This is a genomic window from Vibrio parahaemolyticus (assembly GCF_900460535.1).
Lineage (GTDB): Bacteria > Pseudomonadota > Gammaproteobacteria > Enterobacterales > Vibrionaceae > Vibrio > Vibrio parahaemolyticus.
On sequence record NZ_UHIL01000001.1, the window covers coordinates 1089679 to 1104245 of the forward strand.

General features: G+C 45.8%; 15 protein-coding genes. 10 read left to right on the forward strand and 5 right to left on the reverse strand.

All coding sequences use genetic code 11. The annotated features are described in order from the left end of the window. Window positions 1–2: 2 nt before the first annotated feature. Entirely contained in the window at window positions 3–1736 is a 1734-nt protein-coding gene (argS, locus tag DYB02_RS05625; protein WP_029803862.1) for an arginine--tRNA ligase, read from the reverse strand. Between the two features lie 220 nt (window positions 1737–1956). On the opposite strand from argS, the gene DYB02_RS05635 reads away from it, so the two are divergent. After that, the gene (locus DYB02_RS05635) at window positions 1957–2556 is read left to right on the forward strand and encodes a VOC family protein (RefSeq protein WP_021822526.1); all 600 of its coding nucleotides are present in this window, start codon (window positions 1957–1959) and stop codon (window positions 2554–2556) included. Window positions 2557–2629: 73 nt separating this feature from the next. On the opposite strand, the gene purU is transcribed toward DYB02_RS05635, so the two are convergent. Then, the gene (purU, locus tag DYB02_RS05640) at window positions 2630–3463 is read right to left on the reverse strand and encodes a formyltetrahydrofolate deformylase (RefSeq protein WP_021822853.1); all 834 of its coding nucleotides are present in this window, start codon (window positions 3461–3463) and stop codon (window positions 2630–2632) included. A gap of 217 nt (window positions 3464–3680) precedes the next feature. Here purU and yoaA point away from each other — a divergent pair, with 217 nt between their 5' ends. The 7 genes from yoaA (at window position 3681) to rnd (ending at window position 11159) form a co-directional block, all read left to right on the forward strand. Further along, window positions 3681–5591, forward strand: a complete 1911-nt coding sequence (gene yoaA / locus DYB02_RS05645; protein ID WP_017448734.1) for a DNA repair helicase YoaA — start codon at window positions 3681–3683, stop codon at window positions 5589–5591. A gap of 56 nt (window positions 5592–5647) precedes the next feature. Beyond that, complete coding sequence (tsaB, locus tag DYB02_RS05650; protein WP_017448733.1) at window positions 5648–6349, forward strand: tRNA (adenosine(37)-N6)-threonylcarbamoyltransferase complex dimerization subunit type 1 TsaB; 702 nt, start codon at window positions 5648–5650, stop codon at window positions 6347–6349. Window positions 6350–6400: 51 nt separating this feature from the next. Next, window positions 6401–6706, forward strand: coding sequence for a hypothetical protein (locus DYB02_RS05655; RefSeq protein WP_005478797.1), 306 nt, complete (start codon window positions 6401–6403; stop codon window positions 6704–6706). Window positions 6707–6745: 39 nt separating this feature from the next. Further along, window positions 6746–7303: a Slp family lipoprotein gene (locus DYB02_RS05660; RefSeq protein WP_029803863.1), complete on the forward strand. Its 558-nt coding sequence runs from the start codon at window positions 6746–6748 to the stop codon at window positions 7301–7303. A 5-nt stretch (window positions 7304–7308) separates the two neighbouring features. Further along, complete coding sequence (locus tag DYB02_RS05665) at window positions 7309–8163, forward strand: alpha/beta fold hydrolase (RefSeq protein ID WP_021823457.1); 855 nt, start codon at window positions 7309–7311, stop codon at window positions 8161–8163. A 106-nt stretch (window positions 8164–8269) separates the two neighbouring features. Beyond that, a complete protein-coding gene (fadD, locus tag DYB02_RS05670) occupies window positions 8270–9961 on the forward strand; it encodes a long-chain-fatty-acid--CoA ligase FadD (RefSeq protein ID WP_005455511.1) in 1692 nt (563 codons plus the stop codon). A 79-nt stretch (window positions 9962–10040) separates the two neighbouring features. Continuing rightward, window positions 10041–11159, forward strand: a complete 1119-nt coding sequence (rnd, locus tag DYB02_RS05675; RefSeq protein ID WP_021447616.1) for a ribonuclease D — start codon at window positions 10041–10043, stop codon at window positions 11157–11159. A gap of 87 nt (window positions 11160–11246) precedes the next feature. On the opposite strand, the gene minE is transcribed toward rnd, so the two are convergent. The 3 genes from minE to minC are packed head-to-tail and all read right to left on the reverse strand — an operon-like array spanning window position 11247 to window position 13005. Continuing rightward, window positions 11247–11510 carry a cell division topological specificity factor MinE gene (minE, locus tag DYB02_RS05680; RefSeq protein WP_005458079.1) on the reverse strand — a complete coding sequence of 88 codons (264 nt, stop codon included), beginning with the start codon at window positions 11508–11510 and terminating at the stop codon, window positions 11247–11249. Between the two features lie 2 nt (window positions 11511–11512). Continuing rightward, entirely contained in the window at window positions 11513–12325 is an 813-nt protein-coding gene (gene minD, locus DYB02_RS05685; protein ID WP_005458081.1) for a septum site-determining protein MinD, read from the reverse strand. A gap of 17 nt (window positions 12326–12342) precedes the next feature. Further along, a complete protein-coding gene (minC, locus tag DYB02_RS05690) occupies window positions 12343–13005 on the reverse strand; it encodes a septum site-determining protein MinC (RefSeq protein WP_011105734.1) in 663 nt (220 codons plus the stop codon). Window positions 13006–13202: 197 nt separating this feature from the next. On the opposite strand from minC, the gene DYB02_RS05695 reads away from it, so the two are divergent. Continuing rightward, window positions 13203–13487, forward strand: coding sequence for a YcgL domain-containing protein (locus DYB02_RS05695; protein ID WP_005460544.1), 285 nt, complete (start codon window positions 13203–13205; stop codon window positions 13485–13487). Window positions 13488–13531: 44 nt separating this feature from the next. Then, entirely contained in the window at window positions 13532–14503 is a 972-nt protein-coding gene (locus tag DYB02_RS05700) for a lytic murein transglycosylase (protein ID WP_005479026.1), read from the forward strand. Window positions 14504–14567 lie beyond the last annotated feature (64 nt).

Genomic DNA, 14567 nt, shown 5'->3' on the forward strand with positions numbered 1-14567 from the left:
GCTTACATGCGTTCTAGCGTTTCGATACCTAGTAGCGATAAACCTTGCTTGATGGTTTTCGCTGTTAGGGCTGCCAGTTTTAGACGGCTTTGCTTAACGGCTTCATCTTCTGCTACTAGAATTGGGCATGCTTCGTAGAAGCTTGAGAATTGACCCGCTAGTTCAAATAGGTAGCTACACATGATGTGCGGTTGGCCTTCACGAGCAACAGATTGAACGGCTTCTTCAAATTGTAGAAGTTTAGCGATAAGCGCTTTTTCTTTTTCGTCAGTGATTTGGATATCACCTTGAAGTTCATCCATCGCTACACCAGCTTTAGCAAAGATAGAGGCAACGCGAGTGTATGCGTATTGCATGTACGGCGCTGTGTTACCTTCAAATGCTAGCATATTGTCCCAATCGAACACGTAGTCAGTAGTGCGGTGTTTAGATAGGTCAGAATATTTAACCGCTGCCATCGCCACTGTTTTAGAGATCTTCTCTTTCTCTTCAGCATCTAGCTCTGGGTTCTTAGATTCGATCAACTGTGCAGCACGAACTTCGGCTTCATCAAGAAGGTCCGCCAAACGAACCGTACCGCCCGCACGAGTCTTGAATGGTTTACCGTCTTTACCAAGCATCATGCCGAAAGCGTGGTGCTCAAGAGATACTGACTCAGGTACGTAGCCCGCTTTACGAACGATAGTCCAAGCTTGCATTAGGTGCTGGTGCTGGCGAGAGTCAATGAAGTAAAGTACGCGGTCTGCGCCTAGTTCTTCGTAACGGTATTTCGCACATGCGATATCCGTTGTGGTGTATAGGAAGCCGCCGTCGCGTTTCTGAACGATAACGCCCATCGCTTCGCCGTCTTTATTCTTGAACTCTTCTAGGAATACAACTTGCGCGCCGTCATCTTCAACCGCAAGACCTTGTGCTTTTAGGTCCGCTACGATCTTAGGTAGCATGTCGTTGTACATGCTTTCGCCCATTACGTCATCACGAGTTAGAGATACGTTTAGACGATCGTAGTTGCGTTGGTTTTGGATCATGGTTACGTCAACCAGCTTCTTCCACATTTCTGCGCAGAATTCATCGCCGCTTTGCAGTTTCACTACGTAGTTACGTGCTTTCACCGCGAATTCTTCATCTTCGTCGTACAGCTTTTTAGATTCACGGTAGAAGCCTTCAAGGTCCGCCAGTTCCATAGAAACTTCGCCAGACTCTTGTTGTACACGCTCAAGGTTTGCGATAAGCATACCGAACTGAGTACCCCAGTCGCCGATGTGGTTCGCGCGGATCACTTTGTGACCTAGAAACTCAAGCGTACGTACTACCGCATCACCGATGATAGTTGAACGTAGGTGACCAACGTGCATTTCTTTTGCAACGTTTGGTGCTGAGTAGTCAGCGACGATAGTTTGAGCTTCTTCAGCTGCAACGCCAAGGCGTGAGTCAGCCAGTGCTGCGTCAGCTTGTTTCGCTAGGAACTCTTCGCTTAGGAAAATGTTGATGAAACCAGGGCCAGCGATTTCTGTTTTGCTCGCAATACCATCTAGGTCTAGAACATCCAGTACTTTCTGTGCAAATTCTCGAGGGTTAGTACCCAGTTTTTTAGCAACGCCCATTACGCCGTTTGCTTGGTAGTCACCAAATTGTGGCTTTGCTGATTGACGAACAGCAGCAGGGCTTCCTGCAGGTGCGCCAGAGGCTTCTAGAGCCTGAGATACTTTGTCATTAATAAGTGCTTGGATATTCACACGCGTTTCCTTCAATTCAAGGACGAAGAACTCGGCAAAATAGGCGCCGAGTTCTGTTGGAGTTCACAAAAATGGGGCTAATGATAACAACTTTATTGCTTTTCATACAGAGAGGATTTGGGGAAATTTTTACTTTTTCGATTGAATGGAAATGTCACTTTGTTTGCGTTTACTATTGCGCTCAGAGTAAAGAGATAAATCGCCCCAAAAGAGAGCCACAATGACTATTCAACTTGTTGAAAAACGCCTTACGCCTGAACTAATGCTCCAAGACTTAGATGTCTTCATGGGCAAGATTGCAGAGCTTGCAACCCTGTTAAAACTGGATCTGAGCTTTGTTCAAGCTGACCATATTGCATTGCGTATTAATGACCCTGAAACGGCAAAAGCTGCGCATGAGGCATGGAATCAATACGGCAAGGTGATTTCACAAGCGAAAATCAACGGTCGTCCAATTATCGTCATCGAATTCGACACAGCACTCGAAAGCCGCGGCTGGAAGATTGAGTGTCTGGAATTGCCATACCCAGCCGAAGGGAAAACCTATCCAACCGAAAGTTGGGAGCACGTGGAGTTTGTGATCCCATCTCATGCGGAAACCGCAGACGAGTTTTTGGCGGACTTGAAACACACTTATCCAGCGTTTGGCGCGCGTTTTGATGAGTTAGAAGAATTGGGTGTGAAGATCAAACTATCGAGCCCGAAAGGGGAAGGTGAACGCTTGAACAACCCAACCGTGGCGTTTAAGTACCAAGGTATTTGTATCAAGCTGCATCCGCATTCGCTCAAGCGTATAGTGGAGTCTGAGCAGGCGGAATAAGCAAACTTTGAACGACTAGAAAGAAGAAAGGGTTGCAAATGAGCAACCCTTTCTTTCATTCAAATGCGTGAACTTAAAGAATCACAGTCTTATTCCCATAAACAAAAACGTGGTCGTTAATTGCCTTATTCAGAGCTTTACTCAAAACATTCTTCTCAACATCGCGGCCTGCTTGAGCCATATCTTGTGCGCTGAATGTGTGATCGACTGGAATAACATCCTGCTTGATGATCGGGCCTTCATCTAGGTCGTTTGTCACGAAGTGGGCTGTTGCGCCAATAATTTTTACGCCACGGTCGTAAGCTTGTTGATAAGGCTTAGCACCGATGAAAGCAGGCAAGAAACTGTGGTGAATGTTGATGATCTTATGGCGGTATTTTTCAACAAACGTTGGCGTGAGAACGCGCATGTATTTCGCTAGCACCAAGTAATCTGCATCGTATTGATCGATCACCTCTAGCATCTTTTGCTCGTGTTCTTCACGGCTTAGATCTTCGTGCGTCACATAGTGGTAAGGGATATCAAAACGTTCAGTGAGGCCTTGCAACTTATCGTAGTTACCCACCACGGCGGCGATTTCTACATCTAAACTGCCATCGTAATTTTTCATCAGAATATCACCTAAACAGTGTGCTTCTTTCGTTACGAGAATCACGATGCGTTTACGGCGAGAGCCAATGAGAGTGCGTTTTGCACCTTGCGGTAGAGCTTGGTCTAAATCGGCAAGAAACGTTTGGTCGTTGAAGTACCCCTCCAACTCCGTTCGCATGAAAAAGTGCCCACTGGTGTTATCAACAAATTCGTTATTATGAACGATGTTTAGCTGATGTTTGTAACAGATATTAGTAATTTTAGAGATCAAACCCGGTGCGTCAGAGCAATGGGTCAACAGTGTTTTCTTTTCCATAAATCAGATACTTCCATGCATTATTTTTCTAGCGTACGAAATATGTGTTTTCCCCAAAAGGGTCAACCGTACTGCAATCTGACTTCATAAATAATCTATTCTTGCCATGGTTTCAACAAATTATCTGTGTTGGGCCGTAAGCTGGCCATCTTACATGCTGATGTCTCTCCCAAACGTCTGATATACTCACGACAATTTTTCTAACCAGATGTCAGGCATGATCGCAAAAACATTTTCCTCTGATGGCGCTTTAGGTAAAGCGATTCCGGGTTTTCAGGCTCGTCAGCCACAAATAGACATGGCTGAAGCCGTCAGTAGTGCGATCAAAGAACAAAGTCAGTTGGTGGTAGAGGCAGGAACTGGTACCGGTAAAACATTTGCCTATCTTGTTCCAGCGCTGTTGAGTGGGAAGAAAGTCATCATCAGTACTGGCTCGAAAAACTTGCAAGAGCAGTTGTACCATCGTGACCTACCGCTGATGGTCAATGCGCTCGGTTTTTATGGTCAAGTGGCGTTATTGAAAGGGCGTTCCAACTATTTATGTTTGGATCGCTTAAGTCGCCAGATGGTAGAAAGCCACACCAACGAATCCGACCCAACATTGTTGACCCAATTGGTGAAGGTGAGGTCTTGGTCCTCAGAGACAAAAACCGGTGACTTAGGTGACTGTGAAGATTTGCCTGAAGACAGCATGATCATCCCAACGATTACCTCGACAAACGATAACTGTTTGGGGAAAGAGTGTCCCAGTTATACCGATTGTTTTGTCTTGAAAGCTCGTAAACGTGCAATGGATTCTGACATCGTCGTGGTGAACCATCACTTGTTTCTCGCGGATTTAGCCATCAAAGAGACAGGTTTTGGTGAGTTGATCCCAGAAGCCGATGTCTTTATTTTCGACGAAGCTCATCAGCTACCAGACATTGCCAGTGAATATTTCGGGCAATCGGTATCGAGTCGCCAAATTCATGATCTCGCCAAAGACATTGAAATCGCGTATCGCACCGAAGCAAAGGACATGCGTCAGCTGCAAAAAGTGGGGGATAAACTGCTTCAAAGCGCGATGGATATGCGCATCGTTTTGGGTGAGCCGGGTTTTCGTGGCAACTGGCGAGAAGCGATGCAGTCTGAATCCATCAAGCGCGAATTGGTTCGTTTAACTGACAGCCTAGATCTGGCGATTGATGTGCTCAAATTGGCACTTGGTCGCAGCCAATTGTTGGATACGGCTTTTGAGCGTGCGAACTTGATCAAAGGTCGAATCGATCGTGTGTGTGATGTTGATATCACCGGCTACTCTTACTGGTACGATACGTCACCGCGTCATTTTACTCTGCATATTACTCCGTTATCGGTGGCAGATAAGTTCCATGAACAAATTGAAATCAAGCAAGGTGCCTGGATCTTCACCTCGGCAACGCTTGCGGTTTCTGGTGACTTTAAGCACTTTACCGATCGTCTCGGCTTAAAACCTAAACAACAGTTTTCGCTGCCATCGCCATTTGATTATGAAAAGCAGGCTCGCCTTTGTGTGCCTCGTTATCTTCCTGAGCCAAACAGCCCAGGCTTAGCGGACAAATTGGTGAGAATGTTAGCGCCAGTCATTGAAGAAAATGACGGTCGTTGTTTCTTCTTATGTACTTCTCACAGCATGATGCGTGAGTTGGGAGAGAAGTTCCGTGAGGTGTTGGATCTTCCGGTTCTTATGCAAGGTGAAATGAGCAAGCAAAAGACTCTTGCAGAGTTTATGGAGCTGGGTAACGCTTTGCTTGTGGCGACGGGGGCGTTTTGGGAAGGGATCGATGTTAGAGGTGACGCACTGAGCTGTGTTATCATCGACAAATTGCCGTTTACTGCCCCGGATGATCCGCTGCTAAAAGCCCGAATTGAAGATTGTCGATTGCGTGGTGGTGAGCCGTTTGCTGAAGTGCAAATCCCCGATGCGGTGATCACGTTAAAGCAGGGCGTAGGGCGTTTGATTCGAGATCAGAAAGATCATGGTGCATTGATCATTTGTGACAATCGCCTTGTCACCCGTGACTATGGCGGCACGTTCCTTGGAAGCTTGCCACCGATCCCAAGAACACGAGATTTAGAACGTATCAAAGCGTTTCTTAAAGCAGAATAATTAGTCGCAGCCTGTGCTGTGATGTAACCAAATAAAATAGAGTTTTAGAGAGTTAAATGAGCGCAAAAATTCTTGCTATCGATACCGCAACTGAAAACTGTTCAGTTGCACTACTGGTTAATGACCAAGTGATTTCACGCAGCGAAGTGGCACCTCGTGACCACACGAAAAAAGTGCTGCCAATGGTTGACGAAGTGCTGAAAGAAGCGGGTCTAACTCTACAAGACTTGGATGCACTAGCGTTTGGCCGTGGCCCTGGTAGCTTTACTGGTGTTCGTATCGGTATTGGCATCGCTCAAGGCCTAGCATTTGGTGCAGAACTGCCGATGATTGGTGTTTCAACATTGGCTGCGATGGCACAAGCAAGCTACCGCCTGCATGGTGCAACTGATGTCGCTGTAGCGATTGATGCGCGCATGAGCGAAGTTTACTGGGCACGTTATTCTCGCCAAGAAAACGGCGAATGGATGGGTGTTGATGAAGAATGTGTGATTCCACCAGCTCGTTTGGCGGAAGAAGCACAAGCTGACTCTAAAACGTGGACAACAGCTGGTACAGGTTGGTCTGCGTATCAGGAAGAACTGACAGGCCTGCCGTTTAACACTGCAGACAGTGAGGTATTGTACCCTGACTCACAAGACATTGTGATTTTAGCTAAGCAAGAACTAGAAAAAGGCAATACGGTTCCTGTTGAAGAATCTAGCCCAGTTTACCTGCGTGATAACGTGACTTGGAAGAAGCTTCCAGGCCGCGAATAATTAGGAAAAAAATAAAGACGGGGCGGTAGCCCTGTCTTTTTATGTAGCGTTATGGCGTCGATTAATGGTTTACCTCCTTCACTGATACCCGGTACCAACCGTACCAATAAAGTGGGTAAAAAAGGGCAGGTAAAGAAAGCTCAAAATAAGCAGTCCGTTGGTCAACCTTCAAAGGTGGCAAACGCAGTCGCGCATTCCATAAAACAAGTTGATGAGTCCCAAATTCATCGTGCTCAAGTACAATATGATTTGCCGGAAGGTAATGCTCGCAAAGCCATGGAGCAGTACATGGACGTCATGAATCGAGCAAAAAAAGAGGAACTGGCTCAGCTACTGGGTGTCGATATCTATGTATGAATTTCCTCGAATTGGTATTAATAGATTAAATGGTGGTTTATGAAGGTTTTTGGACGGTTGTTTTTGGTTTTGGTTGCCGCTTTTGGCTTGTCTGCATGCAGCTCTCTTCCTGAAGAGTTGAACGCTAGTACAGAGCAAGTCGTTACCGACTATAAGGCCTTTGCTGAGTCTCAAGGAGAGGTCACGAATGATGTTCGCCTCGGCGGTATCATTGCGAAAGTGGACAACTTCAAAGACAAAACACGCCTAGAGATCGTCAATCTACCTATCAATAAATCGGGCAAACCTGATATTGACCAAGAGCCTACGGGTCGTTTCGCCGTGTATTTTGATGGCTACTTAGAACCCGTTGCATTTAGCCAAGGTCGTTTGGTGACCATTGTGGGCAAAGGGGCCGGTGAAGAAGAAGGCAAAATCGAAGAGCATGAGTACGTGTTCCCATTAGTAAAAGGGCAGGGGTATCGCCTGTGGAAGATTGAAGAACGAGTGAGAATGTATGACTCTCCTACGTATTTCTATCCATGTTATTCCATCAACTGCCGCATGCTGCGTAATGATTTTCCACAAGATGGCAAAGTAATCAAACAGGTGAAATAAACCAGATGCATGAGCGCCGATTTACTCTCCCAACGGGAGAAATGGCCGCCCTTGAAATAGGTAATGAAAAAACGGCTGACTTGTCAGTCGTTTTTCTTCATGGGTGGTTAGATAATGCCGGAAGCTTCAAAGCGTTGATGGAGCAACTTCATCAATTGAACCCGAAGCTGCATTTGTTAGCTGTCGACCATTTTGGTCACGGCTTATCCAGTCACAAATCCCGCGACAATTATTACCCTTTTCATGATTACATTGCCGATATGTATCAGTTATTGGACGAATTATCGCCAAACAGACTCATGTTAGTGGGGCATTCTCTTGGTGCTTTAATCGCAAGTTGCTATAGTGCAGCGTTTCCTGAACAGGTCGAAGCATTAGTGCAGATTGAAGGTACGGGCCCTTTAACGGAATCTCCTTCAAATAGTTTACAGCGTCTTCGGAATGGTGTGTTAAGTCGAATCCGACAGCAAAACAAACCAGAGCGTGCGTTGGCATCTTTCGATCTGGCGTTAAAATTGCGCATGCAAGCCAACCAATTGAGTGCTGATCAGCTTTTGCCCATTGTGGAGCGAGGGACTGAGTATCGCGACAACAAATGGTACTGGCGACATGATGCCAAGTTAAAGTGTGATTCACTTTATCGCATGGCTCGCGAGCATGCGAATTCGATCACCAGTCAAATACGTTGTCCTCATCTGATCGTATTAGGCGATCAAGGATTTCAGCATTTACCATCTAACCAAGTTGATTGGGGAGAGAATCCACCGCAAGTGGTTTCTGTCGCAGGTGGTCATCACTGCCATTTAGAGCAAATACTCGAAGTCGCAAAGCGAATTCTTGGTGTAGTTAACAAAATTTAAACAAGTGTTTGAGAGTTGCGTGCTCAAGCACGTTCGCTGTGCTGTAATAGCCCTCAAAATAAAAAGGACGCTATTTTTTAGCCAGTTATAAACGAGGAGTAACATCGTGGATAAACCATGGCTTTCACGTTATCCAAGTGACGTACCTGAAACCATCAATCCAGAGCAATATGAGTCTTTGGTAGAAATGTTCGAGCAGTCTGTACAAAAGTATGCAGACCAGCCAGCATTCATGAACATGGGCTCGGTAATGACCTTCCGCAAGTTGGAAGAGCGTAGCCGCGCATTTGCCGCTTACCTGCAAAACGAACTGAAATTGCAAAAGGGTGACCGTGTTGCTCTGATGATGCCAAACCTACTGCAATACCCAGTAGCGTTGTTTGGTATTTTGCGTGCAGGTTGTATCGCTGTAAACGTAAACCCTCTCTACACTCCTCGTGAACTTGAACACCAATTGAACGACTCTGGTGCCACGACGATTGTGATTGTGTCTAACTTTGCCAATACACTAGAGCAAATCGTAGATAACACACCTGTGAAACACGTGGTGCTAACTAGCCTTGGCCAAATGCTGCCACGTGCGAAAGGTACGATTGTCGATTTCGTGGTGAAATACGTAAAAGGTATGGTTCCTAAGTACGATCTACCGGGCGCAATTTCAATGCGTAAAGCACTGCGCAAAGGTCGTCGTCTGCAATACGTGAAGCCGTTTATGTCTGGTGATGATATTGCATTTCTGCAATACACTGGTGGTACTACGGGTGTCGCAAAAGGTGCAATCCTAACGCATCGCAACATGATTGCTAACGTGCTTCAGGCGAAAGGGGCTTACGGTCCAGTACTTTCTCCAGGTCGTGAATTAGTGGTAACCGCATTGCCGCTTTACCACGTGTTCGCACTGACAGTGAACTGTTTGCTGTTTATCGAAATGGGCGGTCGTAACTTACTGATTACCAACCCGCGTGATATTCCCGGCTTTGTAAAAGAGCTGCAAAAGTACCAATTCACAGCGATCACAGGTGTGAATACCTTATTCAATGCGCTAGTGAACAATGAAGATTTCCATGAGTTGGACTTCAGTAATCTTCGCTTGGCTGTTGGTGGCGGTATGGCAGTTCAACGTGCTGTTGCTGAAAAATGGCTGAAGACCACAGGCTGCTACCTGCTGGAAGGTTATGGACTTACTGAGTGTTCACCGTTAGTTGCGGCTTACCCGCATGACTTGGTTGAGTACAACGGCTCTATCGGTCTGCCAGTTCCTTCGACAGAAGTTCGAATGGTTGATGAAGAAGGCAATGTACTGCCAAATACTGGTACAGGTGAGCTACAAGTTCGCGGCCCTCAAGTAATGCAAGGTTACTGGCAACGTCCGGAAGCAACCAAAGACACCATTAACGAAGACGGTTGGCTATCAACGGGTGACATCGTTAAGTTTGATGACGAAGGCTTCCTGCACATTGTTGACCGTAAGAAAGACATGATCTTGGTTTCTGGCTTCAACGTTTACCCGAATGAAATCGAAGACGTTGTCGCTCTGCACGGCAAAGTTCTTGAAGTGGCTGCTATTGGTCAACCGCATGAAGTGTCTGGTGAGTTGGTGAAGATCTACGTTGTAAAACGTGACCCGAGCTTAACCAAAGAAGAAGTGATTGCACACTGTCGTCAGCATCTAACGGGCTACAAGGTTCCAAAACTGGTTGAGTTCCGTGAAGACTTACCGAAGACCAACGTAGGTAAGATCTTACGTCGTGTACTTCGTGAAGAGAACGACGCAGAACTGGCAAAGAAAAGCGCGTAAGCCGATTTCGTTGAGTCGCCAGAATTAAAAAATGATAGAATGCCAGCGTTTTGCTGGCATTTTTTATAGCGAGAAGCATGTGAATTATCAGATTATTACTAAAAACAAAGACCTAGAACAAGTTTGTGCTCAAGCAAGAGACGCAGATGTCGTAATGCTGGATACCGAGTTCGTACGTATCAGGACTTTTTATCCGCAACTAGGTTTGATTCAGCTTTTCGACGGCAAGCACTTGTCCCTTATCGATCCGACAGAATTAACGGACATGACATCTTTCATCGAACTATTGAAAGATGCATCGGTACTTAAAGTGCTTCACGCCTGTGGCGAAGATTTAGAAGTATTCCAAAATGCATTTGGTTGTACGCCATTTCCAATGGTCGATACACAGTTAATGGCGGCGTTTCTTGGCCACGGGCTGTCAACAGGTTTTGCAACATTGGTGGAAGAATACTTAGGTGTTGCGTTGGACAAGAGTGAATCTCGCACCGACTGGATGGCTCGCCCTCTCACGCAAAAGCAACTTGATTATGCAGCGGCAGACGTTCACTACTTGTTGCCACTTTACGAAAAATTGCTCGATAAAGTCACTGAAGCTGGTTGGTGGGAAGCGGTGCAGCAAGAGAGCGACTTGTTGGTTTCCAAACGCATTCGCGAAACCAACGAAGAAAATGCGTACCTTGATATTAAAGGAGCGTGGCAACTTAAACCGTCAGAGTTAGCTGTGTTAAAGCCGCTAGCGACTTGGCGTTATCGTGAAGCAATCAAGCGCGACTTAGCACTAAACTTCATCTTCAAAGAGGGTGATTTGCTAACGGTTGCTCGTTTAGGTTTAACAAGCTTTAAAAAGATGGAAGCGGAAGGGATGGATAGCCGCGCGGTCAATCGTCACGGTACTAAAATTGCGGCCATCGTGAAAAAGGCTAAGCAAACGCCACCAGAAGAATACCCAGCTAAAATTGATCGCCTGATGGATTACCCTGGCTATAAGCAAGTTTTCAAAAACATGAAAGATGTCGTGAAAAGTGCTGCGCAAAAATCAGGGTTAGCGACCGAGTTTTTAGCATCGAAAAAGCAGATTAACCAGCTCATCAGTTGGGTGTGGAAGAAGGATCGTGATCCTGCTCGCTTGCCTGATGTTATGCAAGGTTGGCGTCTAGAGTTATTGGGCGAAAAAATGAATAAGGCGTTGAAATAAGCGCAAACTAAAAAGGTTGACCAAATGGTCAACCTTTTTTCGACACGTACATTGTTGTGCGCTGCATATTGCGTTGAGAATAAAGCCTTACTTCTCGTCGTCAGGCAGTTTCACGTTGAGCTCAAGTACAGAAATGTCGTCATCCTTGTGCTCAAAGGTTAAATCAACCATGTTCGGGTCAATGTCTACGTATTTACTGATCACCTTCAGAATGTCTTCTTTAAGCTGAGGTAAGTACGAAGGCGCAGGGTCATTTTGGCTGCGGCGTTCAGCCACGATGATTTGTAAGCGCTCTTTCGCCAGACTTGCAGACGTTTTTTTCTGCGGGCGGAAAAATTCTAATAATGACATGTCTAGCCTCCGAACAGTCGTTTAAAGAGTCCTTTCTTCTCCTCAGTAAGGAAACGAAATTCAACTTGATTGCCTAGTAAGCGATCAACAGTGTCAGAGTACGCCATGCCCGCATCGGTGTTTTCGTCGAATGTGACCGGCACACCTTTGTTTGATGCGTTAAGTACCGCTTGGCTTTCAGGAATCACGCCCAATAGTGGGATGTGTAGGATTTCTTCTACGTCTTCCACACTCAGCATTTCACCTTGGTTTACACGCGTAGGGTTGTAACGTGTAAGTAGAAGGTGTTGCTTCACTGGCTCTAGCCCTTGTTCAGCGCGTAGAGACTTAGAATCTAGGATACCTAGAATGCGGTCTGAGTCGCGTACTGAAGATACTTCAGGGTTAGTCGTTACAATCGCTTCATCTGCGTAGTACAACGCCATGAGCGCGCCTTGCTCGATACCTGCTGGTGAGTCACAGATGATGAAATCAAAGCCCATTTCATCTAGCTCAGTGAAAACTCGTTGCACGCCGTCTTTCGTTAGCGCATCTTTGTCACGAGTTTGGGATGCTGGAAGAATGAAAAGATTGTCTGTGCGCTTATCTTTGATTAGCGCTTGGTTTAATGTCGCTTCGCCGTTAATGACATTCACAAAGTCATAAACTACACGGCGCTCACAACCCATGATTAGGTCGAGGTTACGCAAGCCGATATCGAAATCGATCACCGCGGTCTTATTCCCTTTCAGAGCAAGACCAGAGGCGATGGCTGCGCTTGAAGTGGTTTTACCAACGCCACCTTTACCAGACGTTACTACAATAATGCGTGCCATTTTTTTTCCTTTTTAGACTAAATCGCGAGTACTTCTAAATGTAATGATTCTTCGGCTTTACTGATCATCACTTTCTTTTGCCAGTACTCACTCTCAATTTGATCGCTTAACCAGTAATCGCCCGCAATGGAGACCAGTTCAGCTTGTAAATCGTGGCAAATAATACGCGCTTCCTGCTGACCACTTGCGCCTGCAATAGCACGGCCGCGCAAGGTGCCATGAATATGAATAGAGCCATCTGCAATCACTTCTGCGCCAGCGCTTACGTGCGCCAGTACGACTAAATCACCGTCTTTTGCGTAAATTTGCTGACCAGAACGAACTGGCGTACGCACAACTTTAGTCGGCGCCATTTTCGCTGGAGCTTGGCTAGGTGATTTACTTGCAGACATGATGGCGAAGCCAGCTTCTGAGGCAAGGTTTTGTACACGTTTGTCTTTACTGCCCGTTATACCGACTGGAATAAACCCAGCATCTGCGATGCCTTGTTTAAGCGCAGGGAAATCAATGTCGCCTTGTACTTTTGCTATATTGATTACCAAAGGCGCGGATGCGAAGAAAGAAGGTGCTTGAGAAACTTTTTCTTGCAAAAATTCGACAGTATTTGCGATCTCATTGTCAGAAAGGTGTAAAACTGACAAAGTAAAACTGCTACCTTTAAGGTCTGGTGAATGGGTCATCGTGGACTTCTTGCCTCTGTTGAAAGAGCGTTGCCTTAAACTAGGTCTGTCATGTTATATTTCATCCTTTGACGCAGCAAGTTCTCTAGCAGGCAAATAGGCGAATTAATCTCAAATTTGCAATTAAGTTTGCGAGAATTTTACGTTTTCAACTCAATCCGTATTCAAAGCGGGTAAATCAGCATAAAAGGCGTGTCATGCTTTGTTCTATTTATAAAAGCTCGAAAAAAGAAGGTACTTATCTCTATATCCCGAAAAAGGATGATTTTTCACAGGTTCCTGACACCTTAATGCAGATGTTCGGTAAGCCTATTCCTGTCATGACGATTAAACTTGATGGTCGTAAATTGGCACAAGTAGATATCGAAAAAGTGAAGGCTTCATTACAAAATGATGGCTTCTTTCTGCAGGTTCCTCCACCGCCGGAAAACCTATTAGAAAAGTACAAAGAACAAAAAGCTCAGCAAAAGAACGAACAGTAACTCGGCTTCTTTCTGAGACTTCTGCCTTGCTCAAGGAGGGCAATATGAAAAAAATACTGGCTACAATGCTTAGCGTTGGCGTATGTACCTCAGCCTTTGCAAGTAGCGAGGGTTTTGAAGAATACTTAGATAAATTGCGTGCAGAAGCGCGTAACCAAGGTATCTCAGAGCAGGTAATCAGTGCCGCTTTCGCAAATGTTGAATACAAACCGAGAGCAGTAACAGCAGACCGCAACCAACCAGAGAAAAAACTGACGTTAGATGAATACATTCCTCGTGCAGTCCCTGAGTGGAAAGTAAAGCAAGCCAAAGCACTATACAAAGAGCACTATGCGGAGCTTAAGCGCATAGGTGATCAATACGGCGTGCAACCTCGCTTTATTGTTGCGCTCTGGGGTGTAGAAAGTAACTTTGGCAAGTTTACGGGTAACTTCCGCGTAATTGATGCGTTGTCGACGATGGCATTTGAAGGTCGTCGTGAAGAATTTTTCCGCAAAGAGACCATGGCGGCTCTGCAGATCCTTGATCAAGGCCATATCGAGCTAGATAATTTTAAAGGTTCTTGGGCTGGTGCGATGGGACAGTGTCAATTTATGCCAAGCTCTTTCCTACGTTTTGCCGCCGATGGTAACGGAGACGGAAAAAAAGACATCTGGCAATCAGAAGCGGATGTGTTTGCGTCTACCGCTAACTACTTGAGCGAGTCTGGCTGGGACGATAAGTTTACTTGGGGGCGCCAAGTGAAGGTGCCGAAAGGGATTGATCGTAGCCTAGAAGGACGCGGGGCAGAAAAAGGCAAATATCTTCAGGAGTGGAGTAAACTTGGCATCACGAAGTACGATGGCAGTCCATTACCTAAACTGAATGAAGATATCCAAGCATGGCTTATCATGCCTGACGATGAAAACGGTCGTACGTATCTGGTTTACAATAACTATAACGTACTGATGAAGTGGAACCGCTCTTACTACTTCGCGCTTGCCGTCAGCCATCTCGCTGATCGCATTTCATTCTAGTTCGTTAGTAAATACTGTTTTATAGGGGCTCTTCGGAGCCCTTTGTTTTTCCCACATTCTTATC